The organism is Aeromonas sp. EU05-FHT14A05, assembly GCF_058791175.1.
The window spans coordinates 155,508-176,780 of record NZ_JBYTDH010000003.1 but is presented as its reverse complement, the minus strand read 5'-3'; the positions used below and the strand labels follow the sequence as shown (position 1 = coordinate 176,780).

The 21,273-nt window shown below is 66.3% G+C and carries 19 protein-coding genes; 13 read left to right on the top strand and 6 right to left on the bottom strand.

Translation table 11 applies throughout. The features are described 5' to 3' along the window. Positions 1-249: 249 nt before the first annotated feature. On the bottom strand, positions 250-1,155 hold the full coding sequence (locus AC3WR3_RS06060; protein ID WP_162519292.1) for a 1,4-dihydroxy-2-naphthoate polyprenyltransferase: 906 nt from the start codon (positions 1,153-1,155) through the stop codon (positions 250-252). 208 nt (positions 1,156-1,363) lie between these two features. Here AC3WR3_RS06060 and AC3WR3_RS06055 point away from each other — a divergent pair, with 208 nt between their 5' ends. The 8 genes from AC3WR3_RS06055 to AC3WR3_RS06020 all read left to right on the top strand — a co-directional run bounded on the left by AC3WR3_RS06055 (position 1,364) and on the right by AC3WR3_RS06020 (position 12,656). Continuing rightward, the gene (locus AC3WR3_RS06055) at positions 1,364-2,683 is read left to right on the top strand and encodes an isochorismate synthase (protein WP_492291445.1); all 1,320 of its coding nucleotides are present in this window, start codon (positions 1,364-1,366) and stop codon (positions 2,681-2,683) included. A gap of 30 nt (positions 2,684-2,713) precedes the next feature. Beyond that, complete coding sequence (menD, locus tag AC3WR3_RS06050; RefSeq protein ID WP_492291444.1) at positions 2,714-4,447, top strand: 2-succinyl-5-enolpyruvyl-6-hydroxy-3-cyclohexene-1-carboxylic-acid synthase; 1,734 nt, start codon at positions 2,714-2,716, stop codon at positions 4,445-4,447. Between the two features lie 135 nt (positions 4,448-4,582). Next, on the top strand, positions 4,583-5,350 hold the full coding sequence (gene menH / locus AC3WR3_RS06045; RefSeq protein WP_492291443.1) for a 2-succinyl-6-hydroxy-2,4-cyclohexadiene-1-carboxylate synthase: 768 nt from the start codon (positions 4,583-4,585) through the stop codon (positions 5,348-5,350). A gap of 86 nt (positions 5,351-5,436) precedes the next feature. Continuing rightward, positions 5,437-6,297, top strand: coding sequence for a 1,4-dihydroxy-2-naphthoyl-CoA synthase (gene menB / locus AC3WR3_RS06040; protein WP_236661741.1), 861 nt, complete (start codon positions 5,437-5,439; stop codon positions 6,295-6,297). Further along, the gene (gene menC, locus AC3WR3_RS06035; RefSeq protein WP_429161733.1) at positions 6,297-7,226 is read left to right on the top strand and encodes an o-succinylbenzoate synthase; all 930 of its coding nucleotides are present in this window, start codon (positions 6,297-6,299) and stop codon (positions 7,224-7,226) included. Before menB ends, menC begins: the two co-directional genes overlap by 1 nt. Before the next feature lie 10 nt (positions 7,227-7,236). Beyond that, entirely contained in the window at positions 7,237-8,652 is a 1,416-nt protein-coding gene (locus AC3WR3_RS06030) for an AMP-binding protein (RefSeq protein ID WP_492291442.1), read from the top strand. A 177-nt stretch (positions 8,653-8,829) separates the two neighbouring features. Then, positions 8,830-11,574: a collagenase gene (locus tag AC3WR3_RS06025; RefSeq protein WP_492291441.1), complete on the top strand. Its 2,745-nt coding sequence runs from the start codon at positions 8,830-8,832 to the stop codon at positions 11,572-11,574. A 155-nt stretch (positions 11,575-11,729) separates the two neighbouring features. Continuing rightward, positions 11,730-12,656 (top strand): SanA/YdcF family protein, encoded by a 927-nt coding sequence (locus tag AC3WR3_RS06020; RefSeq protein WP_319916813.1) that lies wholly within the window; start codon positions 11,730-11,732, stop codon positions 12,654-12,656. A 78-nt stretch (positions 12,657-12,734) separates the two neighbouring features. Here AC3WR3_RS06020 and AC3WR3_RS06015 read toward each other — a convergent pair whose 3' ends face one another. Together AC3WR3_RS06015 and AC3WR3_RS06010 are read right to left on the bottom strand one after the other, a co-directional pair. Then, positions 12,735-13,349 carry a superoxide dismutase gene (locus AC3WR3_RS06015; protein WP_492291440.1) on the bottom strand — a complete coding sequence of 205 codons (615 nt, stop codon included), beginning with the start codon at positions 13,347-13,349 and terminating at the stop codon, positions 12,735-12,737. A gap of 23 nt (positions 13,350-13,372) precedes the next feature. Further along, a complete protein-coding gene (locus AC3WR3_RS06010) occupies positions 13,373-13,798 on the bottom strand; it encodes a DUF2753 family protein (protein WP_139439193.1) in 426 nt (141 codons plus the stop codon). 280 nt (positions 13,799-14,078) lie between these two features. Here AC3WR3_RS06010 and AC3WR3_RS06005 point away from each other — a divergent pair, with 280 nt between their 5' ends. Together AC3WR3_RS06005 and AC3WR3_RS06000 are read left to right on the top strand one after the other, a co-directional pair. Beyond that, positions 14,079-14,990: a lipase family alpha/beta hydrolase gene (locus tag AC3WR3_RS06005; protein ID WP_492291439.1), complete on the top strand. Its 912-nt coding sequence runs from the start codon at positions 14,079-14,081 to the stop codon at positions 14,988-14,990. Next, positions 14,987-15,736: a lipase secretion chaperone gene (locus AC3WR3_RS06000; RefSeq protein ID WP_492291438.1), complete on the top strand. Its 750-nt coding sequence runs from the start codon at positions 14,987-14,989 to the stop codon at positions 15,734-15,736. The genes AC3WR3_RS06005 and AC3WR3_RS06000 overlap by 4 nt, the downstream gene beginning before the upstream one ends. 48 nt (positions 15,737-15,784) lie before the next feature. Here AC3WR3_RS06000 and AC3WR3_RS05995 read toward each other — a convergent pair whose 3' ends face one another. Genes AC3WR3_RS05995 through sgrR form a run of 3 tightly spaced genes read right to left on the bottom strand, consistent with a single transcriptional unit; the run spans position 15,785 to position 18,713 of the window. After that, positions 15,785-16,498 carry a hypothetical protein gene (locus AC3WR3_RS05995; protein WP_492291437.1) on the bottom strand — a complete coding sequence of 238 codons (714 nt, stop codon included), beginning with the start codon at positions 16,496-16,498 and terminating at the stop codon, positions 15,785-15,787. Between the two features lie 29 nt (positions 16,499-16,527). Next, the gene (locus AC3WR3_RS05990; protein ID WP_319912269.1) at positions 16,528-16,923 is read right to left on the bottom strand and encodes an acyl-CoA thioesterase; all 396 of its coding nucleotides are present in this window, start codon (positions 16,921-16,923) and stop codon (positions 16,528-16,530) included. Between the two features lie 50 nt (positions 16,924-16,973). Then, positions 16,974-18,713, bottom strand: a complete 1,740-nt coding sequence (gene sgrR, locus AC3WR3_RS05985) for an HTH-type transcriptional regulator SgrR (RefSeq protein WP_492291436.1) — start codon at positions 18,711-18,713, stop codon at positions 16,974-16,976. 100 nt (positions 18,714-18,813) lie between these two features. On the opposite strand from sgrR, the gene AC3WR3_RS05980 reads away from it, so the two are divergent. From AC3WR3_RS05980 to AC3WR3_RS05970, 3 genes are all read left to right on the top strand, one after another. Then, on the top strand, positions 18,814-18,990 hold the full coding sequence (locus AC3WR3_RS05980; protein ID WP_265436477.1) for a hypothetical protein: 177 nt from the start codon (positions 18,814-18,816) through the stop codon (positions 18,988-18,990). Between the two features lie 155 nt (positions 18,991-19,145). After that, positions 19,146-20,414 (top strand): O-acetylhomoserine aminocarboxypropyltransferase/cysteine synthase family protein, encoded by a 1,269-nt coding sequence (locus AC3WR3_RS05975; protein WP_492291435.1) that lies wholly within the window; start codon positions 19,146-19,148, stop codon positions 20,412-20,414. A 101-nt stretch (positions 20,415-20,515) separates the two neighbouring features. Next, positions 20,516-21,142 (top strand): glutathione S-transferase family protein, encoded by a 627-nt coding sequence (locus AC3WR3_RS05970; protein ID WP_492291434.1) that lies wholly within the window; start codon positions 20,516-20,518, stop codon positions 21,140-21,142. Positions 21,143-21,273 lie beyond the last annotated feature (131 nt).

The following is a 21,273-nucleotide window of genomic DNA, read 5'->3' as shown; positions in this document are numbered from 1 at the left end:
TTACATATGGAACCCCATACGCTTACATCTCTATAGCAATCGAAGCCGTGCCACAATCGAGGCTCGTCACAAGTCGGCGACCCGTTCCGAGAATTTCTCAATATTGCCAGCCGGATCACGGCCATCGGGCCTGAAGAGCAAGAGGAAGGCGCTGAAATACTTGAAGAAAACGGCAAGGCACAGCAACAAGAAGGGCCCCTTCACGGGGCCCTTGTTCGCCTGGCGTACCAGTTCATGGCTGAACAGCGCTCAGGAGAGCGCCAGCCCGACCGAGAGCAGCAGGCTGAACAGGAAGGCGCTGATGGCGGTCTTCTTGAGGGCGCCGGTCAACACCTCGCCGTCGAAACTCTCGCGCAGGGTGCGGGCGGCATCGGTGAGGGGCTTGATGGCGGGCAGGAAGATCCAGGGCCAGATACTCATGGGCTGGGTCAGCAGGAAGGCGATGGTGGCCAGCAGCGCCGCCCCCAGCAGCACCCAGTGGTAGGCGATGGCGCGGTTGCGGCCGAGCCGCACCGCCAGGGTGATCTTGCCGCTGGCGGCATCGCTCTCTATGTCCCGCACATTGTTGATGTTGAGCACGGCGGTCGCCAGCAGGCCGCAGGCGGTGGCGGGCAGCAGCAGATCCCATTCCAGGGTATGGGTGAACAGGTAGTAGGAGCCGAGCACCCCCAGCAGGCCGAAGAACAGGAATACCGAGATGTCCCCGAAACCGCGATAGCCGTAAGGGGTCTTGCCCACCGTGTAGGTGATGGCCGCGACTATGGCGGCGCCCCCCAGCAGGATGAACGTCAGGATCTGCTGCCACGCCTCCCCGAAGGCGCAGACCAGCAGGGAGAGGCCGCTCACCACTGCCGCCAGCGCGGTCAACCCCATGGCGATGCACATCTGGTGGCGAGTGATGAGGCCGGAGACCACGGCACGCTGGGGCCCGATCCGCTCGCCGTTGTCGGCACCGGAGACCGCATCACCATAGTCGTTGGCCAGGTTGGAGAGGATCTGCAGCAGGATGGCGGTCAGCAGGGAGAGGCCCATGATGGCGCCGTCGAAGGCCCCCCGGCTGGCTGCGAGCCCCGAGCCCAGCAAAATGGAGGAGCACGCCAGGGGCAGTGTTCGCAAACGCGCCGCCAGCAACCAAACAGAGAAGGTATTTGTCATATTGTGATGGCCAAACAATCAGATATTGATCGTGTTAAGGGTTATCGAACCGGATTTAGGTATACTTGGCTCCGTGGGGGCTGGGCTCCCTCGGGCAATTTACATGGAAGAATGGGCAGATAATATATAGGAAATCATCGCCCTTTGGCATCAACCTGCGCCATCCTCCCCAGAGCGATTGCGACTATCCGGCTCAGACAAGACATCCATGTTGGCTCAGACCCATCTCAAGCAACAACTGGACGCCCTGCGTCACAGCAATGTCAGCGGCTTCGTGCGGTTGCGCGTGGCGGCCAACGTCGACCTCTTCCCGGGATGGCTGGCGGCGCAGACCCTGTATCCCCGCATCTATTGGCAGGCCCGCGGCCCCAGGAGCCCGGAGTACGTGGCCCTCGGCGCCATCCACGAGCTGACCCGGCCAGCGGATATCCAGCGGGTCTGCGATCTCGCCAACTCAACGAGTGAAGACAGCCCCCGCTACTACGGCGGCCTGGCGTTCGACCCGGCCCAGCCAGGCTGGCAGGGGTTCGGCCCCTGCCGCTTCGTGCTGCCGCGCATCGAGCTGGTGCGCCGGGGGGAATGTGTCAGCCTCTGCCTCAACCTCTGGCTGACCGACAGCAATCTGGATGCCGAACTGCAGGCGGCCGAGGCGGCCCTCGACGCCCTTCAGCCGGAAGCCCCCCTGCCCCCACTGCAAAAACGGCCCTGGCAGCGCCGGGATGTCCCGGGTCAGGCCCAGTGGCAAACCCTGGTAGAGCGGGTAACCAGCCCCGCCTTTCAGGCCCACACCCCCAAGGTGGTGCTCTCCCGGGAGAGCGTGCTGACCCGCCAGCATGGGGATGATCCCCTCTGCCCCTGGTCCCTGCTCACCCAGTGGGCTAGTCACGCCCAGGAGTGCTTCCACTTCGGCTTCCAGTTCTCCCCCGAGCAGAGCTTCATCTCCTGCTCCCCCGAGCGCCTCTATCGCCGGGAGGGCAGCCACCTCTTCACCGAGGCGCTGGCGGGGACCATACGCCGCTCCGGTGACGAGGCGGCCGACGCGGCCCTGGCCGCCGAGCTGCTGGCCGACAGCAAGAACCGGCTGGAGAACCGGCTGGTGCACGCCGACATCCTGAGCCGGCTGGCCCCGCTCACCACGGACGCCACCCTGACCGAGCCGCGCATCCTGAAACTGCGGCTGCTGCAACACCTCAAGTGCGACATCGAGGCCGAGCTCAAACCCGGCGTGTGCGACTGGCAACTGCTGGCCGCCCTGCACCCGACTCCGGCGGTGGGCGGAGCCCCCCGCGAGGCGGCGCTCGCCTTTATCCGCGAGTTCGAGCCCCATGAGCGTGGCTGGTACGCCGGTGCCTGCGGCATGCTGAGCCGGGAGACCTCGGAGTTCTCGGTCGCCATTCGCAGCGCCCGCATCACGGCCCGGGGCATCAGCCTGTTTGCCGGTGCCGGCATAGTGGCCGGATCCGAGCCCGCCGCCGAGTGGGCCGAGCTCGACAACAAGATCGCCAACGTGCTCTCCCTGCTGGGATAGCGTTTTTCATCGACCCACTGCGAGAGCCTTATGCCCGCCAGCCAATTGCCTGAGCACCGAGCGTTTGCCAGCCAGCATGCCACCTTCAACCACGTCTGGTCTTCCCTCTTGCTGGAAGAGCTCTATCGCCTCGGGGTGCGGGACATAGCGCTGGCCTCCGGCTCCCGCTCGGCACCGCTCACCATGGCCGCCGCCGCCCATGCCGGCTTTCGCCGCCATCTCCACTTCGACGAGCGGGGTCTGGGTTTCATGGCGCTGGGGCTGGCCAAGGGGAGCGGCCGCCCGGTGGCGGTGATCATGACCTCGGGCACCGCGGTGGCCAACCTCTGGCCCGCGGTGGCCGAGGCCCAGCTCACAGGCGTGCCGCTGATTATTCTCTCGGCCGATCGACCGCCCGAGCTCATCGACAACGGCGCCAACCAGGCCATCGATCAGCAGGGGATCTTCGGTCGCTACCCCGTCTATCAGCAGAACCTGCCGAGCCCCACCCCGACCATACCGGCGGCCTTCGTGCTGAGCTCGGTGGATCAGGCCCTGGCCAAGCAGGCACTGACCCCGGGGCCGGTTCACTTCAACTGCATGTACCCCGAGCCCCTCTATCCCGGCGAGGCGTACCTGGACTTTTCCGACTACCTGGCCCCGCTCGGCGACTGGCTCCATTCAAGGGAGCCCTGGAGCCCCTGGCAGCAGGGCGAGCAGCACTGCCCCCGCCAGCCCGACTGGGCCGCCTTGCAGGGCAAGCGCGGCGTCATAGTCGCGGGCCGCATTCAGGACCCGGCCGAGGCGCAGCGGGTGGCCCAGCTGGCGGAGCGCCTCGGCTGGCCGCTGCTGGCGGACTTGCAGAGCCAGATCCGCTTCGACAGCCGCAACCTCATCCACATGGATCTTGCCCTGCAGAACAGCTGCTTCGTGACCGAGCTGGCCCGGGCCGAGGTGCTGCTGCAGTTCGGTGCCCGCCTCATCTCCAAGCGGCTCGGCCAGTTCATCAAGCAGCACCCCTGGCAGGATTACTGGCTGGTGGACCCGCAACCGGCCAGGCTGGATCCGGACTACCGGCTGCGTCGCCGCCTGGTGTGCACGCCCGGCGCCTTCACCGCGGCCCATCCGGTGGACCATCGCCATCAGCCCTGGCACCGGCTGGCGGAGCGCCAGCAGGGCATCAGCAGTCACATTCGCCGCGCCTGCGATCGCTTCTCCGAACTCGGGGTCTGCCACCGGCTGACCCAGCTCATCCAGGGCCAGCTGTTCGTCGGCAACAGCATGCCGGCCCGGTTGATGGACATGCTCGGCGAAACCGGCAAGGGCCCCAGCCGGCTGATGACCAACCGCGGCGCCTCCGGCATCGACGGCCTGATCGCCACGGCCTTCGGTTTCTCCCTGTCCAGCGACGAGCCGACCACACTGCTGCTCGGGGATCTCAGTGCCCTGCACGATCTCAACAGCCTGGCCCTGCTCGGCAAGGGGAGCCGCCCCCTGGTGGTGATCCTGCTCAACAACGACGGTGGCAGCATCTTCCGCATGCTGCCGGTGCCGACCCGGGATCAGCTGCTGGAGACCTACTACTGCCTGCCCCACGGCCTGCACTTCGAGCACGCCGCCGCCATGTTCGGCCTGCACTACAGGGCGCCGACCACCCTGGCCGAGTTCGAGCAAGATTACGCAACCGCCCTGGAAAAAGGGGTAACCCTGATTGAAATCAAGGTACCGAGCAACGAGGTGGCCGAGGATCTCAAGGCGCTGGGAACCCTTATCCGTGGCATATGACATCAAGGTCCTGCGTGACAACGAGGTGGCCGAGGATCTCAAGGCACTGGGAACCCTTATCCGTGGCATATGACATCAAGGTTCTGCGTGACAACGAGGCAGCCGAGGATCTGAAGGCATTGGGAGCGGCTATCCGTGGCCACTAACAGAACCCAGCCAACACTGGTGTTGCTGCACGGCCTGCTCGGCAATGCTGACGACTGGCGACCTGTCATCCAGGCCCTGCCCGGCATCGAGTGCCTGGCCCTGGATCTGCCGGGCCACGGCAGCAACAAGGGGCTGAGGGTGAGCGGCTTTGACGAGGCCCATCGCTGGCTCTGCGGCGAGCTGGCCGCGCGGGATATCGCGCGCTACCGGCTGGCGGGCTATTCCCTGGGGGGGCGGCTCGCCCTCTATCACGCCAGCCAGTCCCCCGCCGGGTTGCAGGCGCTCTTGCTGGAGAACTGCCATCCGGGCCTGCCAAAGGCCGAGCGCGCCGCCCGCCTCGCCCACGACGAGAGCTGGGCCCGGCGCTTCGAGTGCGAGCCCCTGGCCCTGGTGCTCGCCGACTGGTACCGGCAGGGGGTGTTCGCCGATCTGGACGAGGAGGCCCGTGGCCGTCAGATCTCCAAGCGCCTTGGCAACGAGGGGAGAGCCGTGGCGACCATGCTGCGCGCCACTTCCCTTGGCAAGCAGCCGGATCTCGCCCCCTGGCTGGGCAAAACCCGGTTGCCGGTGCGCTGGATCTCCGGCAGCCGGGATCACAAATTCCATCGCCTGGCTTGCCAGCTGGTCAAGCAAGGTTGCAATATCAATCACTTGGCTTTGGATGGCGGGCACAACCTGCACGCCAGCCAGCCCGACACCTTTGCCCGGCTCCTGCAAGACTGGGTCAAGCAACCAGAAGAGAAGAGTCATGACTGACGCAATGACGGAAGCGCAACCCCATGCCACCGTCGCCCCTGACAGGATTGCCCGGCTGACCATTACCACACCAGAAGGAAAACACCATGATTGAGGCAATGACGGAAGCGGAACTGTACGCTCCCATTGAGTGGCAGGATTGCTCCGCCGGTTACGAGGACATCCTCTATCACAAGTCCCTGGATGGCATTGCCAAGATCACCATCAACCGTCCCCAGGTGCGCAACGCCTTCCGCCCCCGCACAGTGAAAGAGATGCTGCAGGCCCTGGCCGATGCCCGTTACGACGATCAGATCGGTACCATCATACTGACCGGCTTCGGCGAGAAGGCCTTCTGCGCCGGCGGCGACCAGAAGATCCGTGGCGACTACGGTGGCTACCGCGACGACGAGGGGACCCACCACCTCAACGTGCTCGACTTCCAGCGCGACATCCGCACCTGCCCCAAACCCGTGGTGGCCATGGTGGCCGGTTACGCGGTCGGTGGCGGCCACGTGCTGCACATGATGTGCGACCTGACCATAGCCGCCGACAACGCCCAGTTCGGCCAGACAGGCCCGAAAGTGGGCTCCTTCGACGGCGGCTGGGGCGCCTCCTACATGGCCCGCATCGTCGGCCAGAAGAAGGCCCGCGAGATCTGGTTCCTGTGCCGCATGTACGATGCCAGCCAAGCCCTCGACATGGGGCTGGTCAACACAGTGGTGCCCCTGGCCGAGCTGGAGCGGGAAACCGTGCGCTGGTGCCGGGAGATGCTGCAAAACAGCCCCATGGCCCTGCGCTGCCTGAAGGCCGCCCTGAACGCCGACTGCGACGGCCAGGCCGGCTTGCAGGAGCTGGCGGGCAATGCCACCATGCTCTTCTACATGACCGAAGAGGGTCAGGAAGGGCGCAACGCCTTCAACGAGAAGCGCCGCCCCGACTTCTCCAAATACAAGCGGAACCCCTGATGACACTCGCCCTCTATCGCTACCAACTGCCCTTTACCCAGCCCCTGACCTTTCACGGCAAGGTGGAGGTGGCGCGAGAGGGCCTGCTGGTGCGCATCAACGACGGCTGGGGGGAGATAGCCCCCCTGCCCGGTTTCTCCAGAGAGAGCCTGGCCGAGGCGCAGGCCGAGAGCCTGGCCTGCCTGGCGCAGCTGGCCCAGGGGCAGACCATAACCCCCCGGCTGCCTTCGGTGCAATTCGGGCTCGACTGTGCCCGCCGTCACTGGCCACAGCAGGACGCCAGCCTGCCCGAACCCTATCCCCTCATTCAGGGCTCCCCCCAGGAGCTGCTCAAGAACTGGAAGCAGTGGCTGCACGAGACTCCGCTCAAGGCCAAGCTGAAGGTGGCCCGCTACCCCATGCGGGACGAGCTGGCGCTGATCCGCCTGTTGCTCGATCGGCGTCCCAATCTCAAGCTGGTGCTGGATGCCAACCAGGGCTGGACCCGCGAGGAGGCCTGGGCCTTCTGCGGTCACCTGGATCCGAACCGGATCGAATATCTGGAAGATCTGTGCGCCGACTTTGCCGACATCGCCTTCGTCGCCAACCGTACCGGCATGCCGGTGGCCCTCGACGAGTTGCTGGCCCAGGGCAAGCCCTGGGAACCCATACCCCAGCTGAAGGCCCTGGTGCTCAAGCCGACCCTGCTCGGCTCCCTGGCCAACAGTGAGGCCCTGGTGGCCCGCGCCCGCGAGCTGAAGCTGAAGGTGATCGTCTCCTCCTGCTTCGAGTCCGGCGTCGGCCTCGGTCAGCTCGCCCGCCTCGCGGGGGAGTGGGCGCCGGATCAGGCCCCCGGCCTCGACACCAGGCGCTGGCTGGCCAGGGATCTGCTGGACAAGCAGGGTCAACCCGACCCAAGCCTGATGACCCCCCTGTTTCACCGTGACTGAGGGGGCCCCCATGCAGCCCGTCCGTGCAGCTGACGCCTCACTGGCAACCTGCCCGGTGCGCCACTGGGCACAGACGGCACCCGAGCGCACCGCCATCCACGGCGACACCTCCCTCAGCTACCGGCAGCTAGATGCGCGGCTCAACGCCCTGTGCGACCAGCTCGAGCTGGCGGGTTTAAAGGCCGGCGACCGGCTGGCCGCCGTGGTGCGCGGCGCCCTGGAGGACGTGCTGCTGGCCTGGGCCTGCGTGCGCAGCGGCCTCGTCTTCTGCCCGCTCAATCCCGCCTTCCCCCTCCCCAGACAGGCCGAGCTGGCTGCACAGCTGGATGCCTGCGCCTTCTGGTCCGCGGGCGAGGCTCCGGTGGGGGGCTGGTTGCCGTTGCGGCTCGACTTCACGGACGAGCTGGCGGCCAGTGAGGAAGCCTGGCCGCTTGAACCGGCCCAGCTAAACAACATGATCCTCACCTCGGGTTCCAGCGGCACGCCGAAAGCGGTGGTGCACCGCCTCGCCAACCACCTGGCCTCGGCCCGGGGTTCGGCCAGCCTGATCCCGCTCGATGGCGACTGCGGCTGGCTGCTCTCCCTGCCGCTGTTTCACGTGGGCGGCTACGCCATCCTGTTCAGGGTCTTCCTGGCGGGGGCCAGCCTGGTGCTGGACGATCGCACCCAGCCCCTCAAGGAGCGGCTCGAGGATCAGCCCATCACCCACCTCTCGCTGGTGCCGACCCAGCTCTGGCGCCTGCTGGCACAAGGCTTCGACCCCGCTCGCACCCGCCTGCGCGAGCTGCTGCTCGGGGGCGCCGCCATCCCTGAGCCCCTGGTCAACCAGCTCAAGGCCCTGGGGTTCACCCCCAAGTCGAGCTATGGCCTCTCCGAGATGGCCAGCCAGGTCTGCACCGGCCAGCCTGCCGGTGCCGGTGCCGGTGTGGTGGGCAGGCCCCTGCCCGGGCGGGAGGTCTGCATCCGCCAGGGGGAGATCTGCGTGCGCGGCGACACCCTGTTTGCCGGCTATTTCCAGGCCGGAGCGCTGGTGCTGCCGCTGGATGAGGAGGGCTGGTTCCACACCCGGGACAAGGGTCACTTCACCCCGGACGGCGAGCTGGTGGTGGAGGGGCGGCTCGACAACCTCTTCATCTCGGGAGGGGAGAACATCCAGCCCGAGATCATAGAGCAGCGGCTGGTGGATCATGGCGCCGTGGCCCAGGCCCTGGTGGTGCCCATCCCCAGCGCACAGTGGGGGCAGCGACCCGCCGCCTTTATCGACTGGCTGGCAGAGCCCGTGCCCCACGCCGAGCTGGCCGCCTGGATCAGAGCCACCCTGCCCGGCTTTATGGTGCCGGATCGCTGGCTGCCCTGGCCGGATCTCGGCGGCAGACTGAAACCCTCCCGTACCCTGCTCGCCCAGAGCCTGCGGCAAGAGGAGTGACGCCGCCCCCCATATGGGGCTGAGTCCTTGCTATCAACACAGCCCCCTTTGGGGCTGTTTTTATGTTGTTTGCTCCCGAATACATGATTCCTCGGCACCATCTGGTTCGTTGATATTCTTTTGGAGCCCAATACCCTGTCTGGTCCCCACGTCACTCCATCCACCAAAGGGATCATGATGAATCACCTCTCTACCCGGCTGCTGCTCCTGGCTGCCCCCGGCCTGCTCGCCACCTCGGCGCTGGCCAGCTACTCCCCCGACTGGCAACAGTATCAACTCACAGGTGAATCCAGCCGTCAGCTGGGGGACAGCCTCACCGAAGTGACCTATGAGCTGAGCGCCCGCAGTGGCGACGCCCCCTATCAGCAGCTGAGGGTCTATCGCCGCTTCGACTGGCGCGACGCCAACCTGGCGGCCCTGGCCGAACAGCAGTGCGGCGAGCCGCAGCTCAGGGTCGAGCAGGGCTGGCAGATCCGCTACCTCAGCTGCGAAGAGGTGGTGCCGGCCGGCAAGGCCGTCCCGGCCAGCAGCCATGACTTTGGCTATGGCCTGAAACAAGGCCGCTGGGAGCCGCTGGCAGGCACCCCGACCGCACCGCGTCAGGACAGCCTGCCGCTCCCCGAGCGCATCGTCCTGGGTCACAGCGAGCAGGAGCTGGATCGCTGCGAGCTCAACGCCGAGGGGCGCTGCGCCGAGCAGGCATGGCAGTACCAGCCCCGAGACTGGCAGCAACTGAAGGTGCTGGAAGAGACCCCCAACGAGCGGGACGGCCGCCTCGAGCAGATCTTCTTCCGCCTGCAACCAGTGGCGGGCAGCCAGGCCGCCCGTCAGGTGAGCGAGATCCACGTCTGGCGCCAATACAGCTGGCAGCTGGACGAGACCAGGGCGCAGCAGGAGTGCGATGAACCCCAGACCCGTCAGGAGGGGGACAAGACCATCAGCTACCGGGTGTGCCGTCAGACCCTGCCCGCCGGCAGCGAGGTGCAGGTGGTACTGAAAGACACCGGCTATCAATACCCGGTCGGTGGCAGCGAATGGCAGACCCTGCCGGAAACAACCGAGTGGCAGGAGAACCGGGTGCTCAACCGCCCCCTGGTGCTGGCCAGCAAGGAGGAGCAGCTCGACTGCCGCCGCGCCGACGGCCGCGCCTGTTCCGAACCGGATCTGCCCGATACCGATCTGCTGGACGCCGAAGCGGCCAGGATAGTGCAGGACGCCAGTGGCCAGCCCGCCCCGGTCTGGCAGGAGAACTATGGCCACGATGACCGCAAGCTGCTGGCGGTCTCCCGCGGCATCCAGAGCCTGCTGGCGGCCAATCAGCCGGCCCATCCGGCCATGAAGCTGCTGCTGGAATACGTGCGTGCCCACAACTACCACAACTACGGCAAGCACAAGGAGGACGGCCCGGCCGCCGCCGAGGCGCTGGCCGAGGCACTGACGGCGCTCGGCGCCCATCCGCTGCTCTACCCGGAGCAGGCCAGCGACGAGGTGGGCGCCGTCATGGGGGCCTGGAGTATAGCCCTGCACGGCCAGTTCAGGAGCCCGGCAGTGCAGAGCCGCTTTGGCACCCTGCTCGGCCAGTTCAACCAGATGCTGGCCTACGCCACCCGCCATGCCAGGGAGATCAACGGCCAGCACGCCTGGGCAACCGGCCTGTTCGATCTGCTCAACTTCCTCGACTTCGCCAGCGACCATAGCGACGCCTTCGCCGCCGACTTCCGCCAGCAGGATGGCGAGCTGCGCCAGCAGCTGCACGCCCTCGGCATGAGCGAGCTCGCGTTGTGGAAGGGACGGGACGGCGCGGATCTGTTCCTGCTCAACAACGTGCTGGATGCCTACACCCGCCTCTACCGGGTCGCCCGCTACACCCATCCGGACGAGCTCGACGGCTACCGCAGGCTGCTGGATGACTCAGTCATCACCCTCATCCGTCATCACAGCCTGATCCCGGGCGGCCAGCAGAGCCAGGATCTGCTGGACGACATGTCGCTGACCCTCTCCACCTACTACCTGACCTACACGGATCGCACCGGCGAGGCCTGCATCAGCGGTGACTTCGCCGGACTCTGCACCCCTGTCCGGGTGGAGGACGTACTGCCGTTCGAGCACACCTGCTCGCCGACCCTGCGCCTGCGGGCCCAGGAGCTGACCATGAGTCAGGCCGAGGGGATCTGCCGTGAGCTCGGCGCCGAGGAGCAGCAGTTCCACCGCCAGATGGAGACCGGCGGTCAGCCGGTGGCGGACGATCTCAACGAGGCCCTGGAGCTGGTGATCTTCGACTCCTCCGCCGACTGGCAACGCTACGGCAGCGCCCTGTTTGGCGGCGTCTCCACCGACAATGGCGGCATCTACATCGAGGGGGATCCGGCCCGTCCCGGCAACCAGGCCCGCTTCTTCGCCTATGAGGCAGAGTGGAAGCGCCCCGCCTTCCAGGTGTGGAACCTGCGCCACGAGTACGTCCACTACCTGGACGGTCGCTTCAACCAGTACGGCAACTTCGGCCACTACCCGCTCAACCGCACCACCTGGTGGTCGGAAGGGCTGGCGGAGTTCATCGCCCACGGCCAGTGCTTCGCCCGCGGCCTGGACAACGTCGCCGGTCGCCCGGCGGCCGAACGACCTGCCCTGGCCGACATACTGCACCTGGATTACGACAAGGGGGGCGAGATGGTCTACTCCTGGTCCTATACGGTGCATCGCTTCCTGAGCGAGACCGGCCGCGGCGCCAGCTGGCTGGCCATGGCCCGGGCCCTGCGAGGCCCGGATCAACAGCAGGCGATGAGCGACTTCGAGGCCGAGCTGGACGCCCTGATCGCAAACGACAGCGAGGCCTATCAGGCCTGGCTCAGCCGGGATCTGCTGCCCTGGTGGGACGCCAACAAGGAGTCTGAGGAGTGCAAGGCGAACGACTCGGCCCATTGAGGGTGAGCCATGAATGAGGAAGGGCGGCCATGGCCGCCCTTGTTTATGGCGCCCCTTGATGGGCTCAAGATAGCGCCGCGCTCTGCGACAGCCTGTGCCCGAGTGACGCCATGGGGGCGCATCAAACCTGACGCGCCACGGCAACTTGTAATAGAATGGCCCCCTGTCATCTCTTACTTCAGACCCGAACCGCACCGCGCATGAAGAAGTTTGCCAAGATCCTGCTCGCCTGCCTCTGCCTGCTGCTGGCCTCAGTCGCCGCGCTGCTGGGCTACAGCGAGTGGACCGTCTCAGACGCCCGTCACTACACCTACGACGACGTCGAGGCGGTGCCCTACAATCGGGTCGCCCTGGTGCTCGGCACCTCCAAATATCTGATCGGGGGCAGCCCGAACCACTACTTCAAGTACAGGATCAAGGCCGCCGCCGAGCTCTACAACAACGGCAAGGTGGATTACATCCTGGTCTCCGGCGACAACGCCACCGTCCAGTACAACGAGCCGCGCCAGATGCGGCGGGCCCTGATCCAGGCGGGAATCCCCGCCAGCGCCATCTACAGCGACTACGCGGGCTTTCGCACCCTGGACTCCATAGTGCGGGCCAAGGAGGTGTTCGGCCAGGCCCGCTTCACCGTGGTCTCCCAGGCCTTCCACAACGAGCGCGCCATCTTCATCGCCCGCCACTTCGGCATCGAGGCGGTCGGCTTCAACGCCCTGGATCCCAGCGCCTATCAGGGCATCAAGACCCGGGTGCGCGAAGTGTTCGCCCGCCTGATGGGGCTGCTCGATCTCTACGTGCTGGACAAGGGGCCCAAGTTCCTCGGCGAGCCCATCGTCATCGGTGGTCCCATCCCCTGTCAGGCCCTCAGCACACTAGGTACCCACCAGCCTTGCCTGCCCATTCCCGCAGCCAAGACGCCGGCCAAGCCCGCGAAGCCATCACAACCCGTGCCCAGCGCGGCGGTAGCGACCGCGACAAGTTCGGCCTTAGCCACGGCAGCCAGCAGTGCCCCCGCCACATCGAGTGCTGCCGAGGTGACCAGTGCGGCGGTAGCGACAGATGCAGACAAGGCAACCGACTGAGCTCGGTGACGAAACCCCAAAAAGAGACCCGCCAACTGGCGGGTCTCTTTTTTCATCTATGGCAGTAAATGCCGCTCTTTATGCCAGCGCCTGCTGGTAGCGACGCGCCACTTCCGGCCAGTTAACCACGTTATAGAAGGCGGCTATGTAGTCGGGACGCTTGTTCTGGTACTTGAGGTAGTAGGCGTGCTCCCACACGTCCAGCCCCAGGACGGGCACCAGCCCCTCCATCAGGGGGCTGTCCTGGTTGGCGCTGCTCACCACCTGCAGCTTGCCGCTCTGATCGACCACCAGCCAGGCCCAGCCGCTGCCGAAGCGACTCAGGGCCGCCTGGGTGAAGGCCTGCTTGAAGGCATCCAGTCCCCCCAGATCCCGATTGATCGCCTCGGCCAGCTCACCGCCCGGCTCACCGCCCCCTTGCGGGCTCATCACCTGCCAGAACAGGCTGTGGTTGGCATGGCCGCCACCGTGATTGCGCACCGCCCCCTGCACGCTCGCCGGCAGGCTGTCGAAACGGGCGAGCAGTTCGTCCACCGGCAGGGCCGCCAGCTCGGGGAGCTCGGCCAGGGCGGCATTGAGGTTGGTGATATAGGTCTGGTGGTGACGGCTGTGGTGGATCTCCATGGTCAGCGCGTCTATGTGAGGCTCCAGCGCGTCATAGGCATAGGCGAGGGCAGGCAGGGTATGGCTCATGTTCGTTCTCTCTCTTGTTGGGCTCAATGCAATCGATGGGCGGGCTCGGTCTGGCACTGACATTGACCGAGGCAGCGCAAAATGCCGTCGTGATGACCGTGTTTCTGCACGAAGGCGAGCAGCTCGGTGCGGGTGCTGCGGCTATGGCGCAGGGCCGCCGCCCGCAGGGGATCCGGGCTTGCGGGAGACTGGCTGGTGGCGAGCAGGCAGTCGTGGACATGGCACAACATGTCGGCGGCCCTGTCCGGCAGCGTCATGGCCACCAGCAGATCCGCCAGGTTGTGGTGGGCCACCACCAGGGCTGCCACGGCTTCGTCCGCATCCGGCCAGCAGGCGAACTGCTGACGGGCCAGCCACAGGGCCTGCTGGTAATAGTCGAGCGCCCTGGCGTGCTCTCCCGCATCGAAGTGGCGATTGCCACTCAGGGTCTGCGCCTTCCAGTGCGCCATGCTGCTCTCCCCGTCGGTGGCACCGACCCATCCCTTCACCCAGGTTACCGTCATGACTCAGACACTCAAATGATAATAATTATTATTTAACTTATTTGATAGGCGGACACAAGGAATAGTTGGCGCGGCCTCTTTTTGCCCATATGGGTAGGGTTTTTCTGCAATCCCCGGTTTAGTGATCCCATCCACAGATACATTTGAGTTCAGCTACCATGCTGCTGCTACTGGCATGAGGCCGGTGGCTGCCGGAGCGCAGTCGGTTTTCACAAGGACGGTGAAGATGAAAAGATGGCTATTGGTGCTCCTGTGCGCCCTGCCCATGCTGGGCCAGGGGGCCGGCTATACCCAGACCCGCTACCCCATAGTGCTGGTGCACGGGCTGTTCGGCTTCGACAAGCTGCTCGGGGTCGACTATTTCTACGGCATTCCCCAGGCCCTGACCCGGGACGGTGCCCGCGTCTACGTGGCACAGGTCTCCGCCACCCAGAGTTCGGAGCTGCGCGGCGAGCAGCTGCTCAGGCAGGTACAGCAGGTGCTCGCCATCACGGGGGCCGACAAGGTAAACCTCATAGGTCACTCCCACGGCGGCCCCACCATTCGCTATGTGGCCTCGGTCGCCCCCGAGCTGGTCGCCTCCGCCACCAGCGTGGGGGGCGTCAACCAGGGCTCCGAGATCGCCGACCTGGTGCGCGCCAGGGTGGCGCCGGGCTCGGTGGCCGAGCAGCTGGCGGTGGCCGCCGCCTCGGCGCTCTCCGGGGTCATCGCGCTGCTCTCCGGCGGCAGTGACCTGCCCCAGGATCCCCTCGCCTCCCTCGATGCCTTGACCAGCGCCGGAGCCCAGCGCTTCAACCAGCGCTATCCGGAAGGACTGCCCAGCCAGCACTGCGGCGAGGGGCCCCTGCTGGCCGACAACGGCGTCTACTACTTCTCCTGGAGCGGGCGCGGCAACATGACCAACATTCTGGATCCCGTGGATCCGGCGCTGGCCCTGACCGGCACCTTCTTTCACGAGCCCAATGACGGCCTGGTCGGGGTCTGCAGCAGCCACCTCGGCAAGGTGATAGGCACGGCTTACCGGATGAACCACCTGGACGAGGTGAACCAGTCGTTCGGCATCCACCACCTGTTCGACACGGATCCCGTCACCCTCTATCGCCAGCATGCCAACCGCCTGCAGAGGCTGGGGCTATGAGACGGCTCCTGCTGGTCGCCCTCTCCCTGGGCGCGGCCCTGGTGGGCACACTCCTGCTCTGGCCCGAGCCTGCCCCTGATCTGGCGGCAGCCCCCGAGCGGGGAGCCCTGCGCCACCAGCTGGCCCAGCGGCTGGAGCAGGGCGAGACGGACGAAGAGGACGCCATGCTGGCCCGCTATCGGCAGTTTCTGCGGGCGGAAGGGAGCCTGACGGTGCCGACGGATCCCGGCCTCGCCAGCCTGCAGCTGCTGTTTGACGAGCGTGAACGGCTGCGCCGGCAACACTTCAGACCCGCCGAGCAGGCGTCGCTGTTTGCCGAAGAGAGGCTGATGGAGCAGTGGACCCTGAGGCGCAAGGCGCTGGCAGAGGCCGACGCCGCAGACAGGGTGATGCTGGGGGAAGAGCTGGCGCTCTGGCTGGCGGAACAGCCCCAGTGGTTCAGGGAGGCGGAGGCCAACGGCCGCCTGCTCGGCGATCTGCAGCGCCTGGAGCGGCTCTCCCCCGCCGAACGGGACGCCGTGCTGCTGGAACAGCTGGGGCCTGAGGCGGTGGATCGGCTGCGCCAGCTGGCGCAGAGCCAGCAAGGGTTCGATCGGCAGCTGGCGGGCTATCTGGCGGAACTCGAGCCCCTGCTCCCCCTGGACAGGGCCGAGCAGCAGCAGGCGATCCTGGCGCGCTGGTTCGAGCCTGGGCAGTGGCGGCGGGTGGAGGCGCTGACCCGGCAGAGACTCGGGGAGCGGCCATAAATGGCGAGGGGGCCCCGACGGCCCCCTCGCTTCATGTTGTTACCGCACTCATTGCGGCTTGTTGGCACCCGGCAGCGGCTGCCAGGTGAGGCGGGTCACCTGGGTGCCCTGTACCTCGCAGGTGAGGCAGAGATCCTGCCACCCCTTCTCCTGGCGCAGGGAGAGCTCCCCCTTCATGCCCTCAGCCCCCGTCTTGAGCCTGGCCTGCTCGAAGGTCACCTTGTCGCCCTTGGCCAGCGCCATCAGCTTGCCGTTGCAGAGCCAGCGGGTCAGCTCGGCCCCCTTCAGCTTGACGCCGCCTTCGCCGGCCTGCTGCTCCGCCTGACTCGGCACGAACAGCGCGCTCAGCTCGGCCGCCCGTTTGGTGAGCCAGGCCTCCCGCTGCTGCATGCTCATCTTGCTGACGAACTCGGCGGGCTGCCCCTTCTCATCCAGCCACTGAGTCAACTTGCCGCCGTCATCGAAGACGAACTGGGCGGCGGGCTCCTTCACCCCGAACAGCTTGCCCCCCTTGAAGTAGTAGCGGCTCTCCCCCTCCTGCTTGCCCTGCTCGTTCAGTATGGGCACGGCTATGATGACGGGAACCCCGTCTATCCAGGCCTTGATGTCCACACCGTCATGGCTGAACAGCCGGGTGTCGAGACCATAGTCAGCCCCCTTCTCCATCAGGGTGAACTGCTCGGCCAGGGTGGTGGCCAGAGAAGGCAGGGAGCAGAGTCCCAGTCCCAAGCCGAGGCTCAGGGCGATCGCTGTCTTGCGCATAAGTGTCCTGTGATGGCCAAAAGGCCAGGTTAACTCTCTACCAGCCAGGCCCTCAGCCCCTCCCGGTGCGCGTCACTCAGGGGGATGGACTGACGGGTCTGGTAGTCAAAATGGATCAGGGTCGTCTCGGCGGTCACCGCCAGCTCGCCCCCCTGCCAGGCCTCCTGCCAGAGGGTGAAGGAGCTGGTGCCGATGCGCCTCACCCCCGTCTTGATCAATACCTGCTGGCCATAGAACAGCTCCCGTTTGAACTGCACCGCATAGCCCGCGATGATCAGATGCCAGTCGTGCACATCCAGCTCGGGAGAGAAGAGGCGGAACAGGGGATCACGGGCCGATTCAAACCAGACCGCCGGCACCGTATTGTTGATGTGGCCGAGGGCGTCCGTCTCTTGAAAACGGGGTTGGATCTGCATTTCCAGCATGGATATCGACTCCTTGTCGTGGGACCGCGCACAGGCTAGCGCGCCAACCCTTATGACTCAAGCGTCCCGGCATCCGGGTGGGAGCCGCCTCCGGCTTCCGGCGCCGCCATCCCCTGTTCGGGTTTGAGCCAGGCGCTGCGAAAATCGAACCAGCCGAGGGCCGTCATCCGCACCCCGTGCACGCCGACCCGGCTCTCCAGCTCCAGCCAGTGGTGAAACAGCGGCACGAACCAGCCCTGGCGCTGCACCTCGGCCAGCAAGGCCCGCGGGCCTGGCTCGGCGCCGCTGGCGCGCCACTGCGTCAATCCCTGCCACAGGGCCTGCTGGCCTCCCCATACCCGGCGCAGCAAGGGGGTGCCCTGGAGCCAGGCGTAGGGGGCGAAGGCGTGTTCATGCTCCAGGTTCAGGGTGCCGAGCCAGAGATCCACGTCTTCATCCTCCCCGCTCACCCAGCGGCCGTAATCCAGGGTGCGCACCTCGAGCCGGATCCCCTGCTCTGCCAGCAGGCTGGCCATGGCATTGGCACACTCGTTGAACTCCAGATGCTGGTTGAAACAGGCCAGCACCAGCCGGGTCGGCAACAGCGCAGGTTGAGGCTCCTCGGCGGGCAGGGCTTCGCGCCAGTGGGGCAGCAGGCCGAGGGCACTGGTCCAGCCCCGTTGCAGCTCGGGGGCGACCCGCCCCATCAGGGCGATGGGGTTGAGCAGCCGGGTCAGCCACTGGCGCAGGGCGGGATCCTGCAGCGGGAGGGATCTGTCGTCCTGCAGCAGGAAGTAACAACCGGATTCCAGCTCCGACTCGCCGCGCATGGTGCCGAGCTCGGGGCTGTCGCGCCCCAGTTGCAGGTGGCTCTCCAGCCGCTCCGCCAGCTCCGGCAGCATCCAGATGTCGATCTCGTCGAGCAGGGCCCGCAGCCCGAAGTAGTCGTCGAAGGCCGCGAGGCACAGCTGCAGGGGATCGTTGGCGGTGACCCTGTAGGGGCCTGTGCCCACCGGCTGCAGGGCAAAGCCCGCCTCCCCCTTGAGCTCGCGGGGCAGGATGGCCGCCACCGGCTCCGCCAGCAGGTGCAGCAGCAGGGGATCCGGGCTGTCCAGGTGCAGATCCAGGGTGCGCGGCCAGCGACTCTCCAGCCGGGCGAGGTGGGCAAACAACGGGCGATCCCGCAGGCCGAGCAGGCTCTCCATCACATCTTCCACCGCCAGCTCGCGGCCGTGGTGAAAGCGTACCGCCGGGCGCAGGTAGAAGCGCCAGTGGCAGGGGCCAAGACACTCCCAATGGTGGGCCAGATCCCCCTCGATTTCCCCATTTTCCTCATTTCGCCGGGTGAGGCCGTTGAAGATCTGGCGGCTCAGGTGCACCTCGGAGCGGCGCAGGGGATCCGTGGGCAGCAGGTGGGGCAGCGGCCGGTAGTAGGGCACCCGCAGGATCTGGCGCCCCTCCCGGGTGGCCTGACCGAGCTGCTCGATGAGCAGCGGGGTGAGCAAGTCCAGCCGTCCCTCCGCCAGCCGCACCGCCTGGGCGAGCTGGCCCTGGCTCAGCAGATCCCGCAGGCGGCGGCGAGTCAGGCTCTCCTGATTGTCCAGCAAGATGAGCCGGGAGCGCCGCCCCCGCCCGGCCTCCGCCGACCAGCTGAGCCAGCCCTGATCCTGCATGCGGCGCAGCAGCAGGCGGGCGTTGCGCGGGGTGCAGCAGAGCAGATCCGCCACCTCGGCGAGGCTGGTCTCCCGCTCATCGCAGCCAAGCTGCTGGGCGAGCCGTTGAAATTGCTGGTAGAGGCGGCGGCTGGGCATAAAAGAGGAAATCCTTCTCAATAAAGTCGTCAGTTTTTACTTCCTCATTTTAGCTCAATACTGTTGGCGAACGTGAGCACCACAGCACAGGAGCACCATCATGAGCCAGACCAACCCCCATGCACCGAACCGGATCCAGCAAGGAATGCGCCGCTACTTCCGCCGGATCCAGCCCCGCCCCCTGATCCTGATCGAGGATCCCATGCAGCAGCTCAACCGCCTGATGCAGTGGGACATGCAGCAGATAGACGACAGGGAGTATCGTCGCCGCCTCTGATCGGGCCAGGACTCCGGACGGGAAAGGGCGCGGCAGGATCACTGCAAGCCCCTGACAATGCTTTGCCGGATTGGGTGGTTTACATCGGCACAGGGCCTGCTAGATTGGACGTCTATCCATCCATAATGGCGACGACGTCCAACAAGGAGTGTGTGATGAAAGATGCGACCCTGGCCCTGCACCACGGCTTTTCCAGCGACCCCACCACCAAGGCGGTGGCCGTGCCCATCTACCAGACGGTGGCCTACGAGTTCGACAGCGCCCAGCACGGGGCGGATCTGTTCAACCTGGCGGTGCCCGGCAACATCTACACCCGCATCATGAACCCCACCAACGACGTGCTGGAACAGCGGATGGCCGCCCTGGAGGGGGGCATCGCCGGGCTGGTGGTCTCGGCGGGTTCCGCCGCCATCACCTACGCTATCCAGGCGCTGACCGCCGCCGGCGACAACATAGTCTCCACCCCCCAGCTCTATGGCGGCACCTACACCCTGTTCGCCCACATGCTGCCGAGCTTCGGGGTCGAGGTGCGCTTCGCCAAGGATGACAGCGCCGAGGCCATCGCCGCCCTCATCGACGACAGGACCAAGGCGGTCTACTGCGAGAGCATCGGCAACCCGGCGGGCAACATCGTCGATCTGGCGGCCTTCGCCAGGGTGGCCCACGCCCGCGGCGTGCCCCTCATCGTCGACAACACGGTCGCCACCCCTGTGCTGTGCAAACCCATAGAGCACGGCGCCGACATAGTGGTGCACAGCCTCACCAAATATGTCGGTGGCCACGGCAACTCCCTGGGCGGTGTCATCGTCGACTCGGGCAAGTTCCCCTGGGCGGATCACGCCGAGCGCTTCCCCCAGCTCACCCGGCCCGAGCCCTCCTATCATGGGGTGGTCTATACGGACGCCTTTGGCCCAGCCGCCTTCATCGGCCGGGTGCGCACCGTGCCCCTGCGCAACACGGGGGCGGCCCTGGCCCCCATGAACGCCTTCCTGCTGCTGCAGGGGCTGGAGACCCTGAGCCTGCGCATGGAGCGCCACGTGGACAACGCCCTGCGGGTGGCCCACCACCTCAGGCATCACCCCAAGGTGGCCTGGGTCAGCTACGCCGGCCTGCCGGGCCACCCCCACTATCCGCTGGCGGAGAAGTACATGGCCGGTCGCCCCTCGGCCATCCTCTCCTTCGGTCTGAAAGAAGGCTACGAGGCAGGGGTGCGCTTCTACGATGCGCTGAAGATCTTCAAGCGGCTGGTCAACATCGGGGATGCCAAGTCCCTGGCCTGCCACCCCGCCTCCACCACCCATCGCCAGCTGAGCGAAGCCGAGCAGGCCAAGGCCGGGGTCAAGCCGGAGATGATCCGGCTGTCGGTCGGGATCGAGGCGATCGAAGACATACTGGCGGATCTGGATCAGGCGCTGGAAACCTGAGTCGGCACGGAGCGGGCATCTGCCCGCTCTTTTTTGTCCATCGGTGAACCACTTGCCTCGCCCCTTCGTACACCCAATCCCGCCACCGAATCGAGGTTCCCATGATAGTCCTGCACCACCTGAACAAGTCCCGCTCCCAACGCATCATCTGGCTGCTCGAGGAGCTGGGCCTGCCCTACGAGATCAAGGCCTACCAGCGCGACGCCACCACCTTTTTGGCACCGCCCGAACTCAAGGCCATCCACCCCCTCGGCAAGTCGCCGGTCATCGAGTTCGACGGGCGGGTGCTGGCAGAATCCGGCGCCATCACCGAGTACCTGATAGCCCGCCACGCCCCACAGCGGCTGGCGCCAGCCACCGACAGCCCCGACTACCCCGAATACCTGCAATGGATCCACTTCGCCGAGAGCTCCGGCATATTGCCGCTGCTGCTGGACATGTTCGTGCGCAAGGATGGCAGCCCGATGCGCTTCCTGCCGGGCTACGCCCAGGCGGAGTGCGCCAAGGTGCTGGGCTATCTCAACGAGGTGCTGGCAAGCCGCCGCTATCTGGTGGGGGATCGCCTCTCCGGCGCCGACATCATGAACTCCTTCCTGGTGGATCTGCTGGCCCAGGGCGGCCAGCTGGCCCGGTTCCCGCACCTTGAGGCCTACTGGCAGCGGCTCAATACCCATCCGGCCCGCCAGAAGGCGGCTGCCCTGGAGCGCGAGCTGGATCAGGGGACCTGAGCCCCGGCACCTCGCCACAACATGCAAAACGCCCCGAACTCGGGGCGTTTTCTTTTCAGCTCGGGAAGGATCACAGCGCGTGGGAAAGGATCCTGGCTACCTTGTCCGGATCTATGTCCTGCTGCTCACCC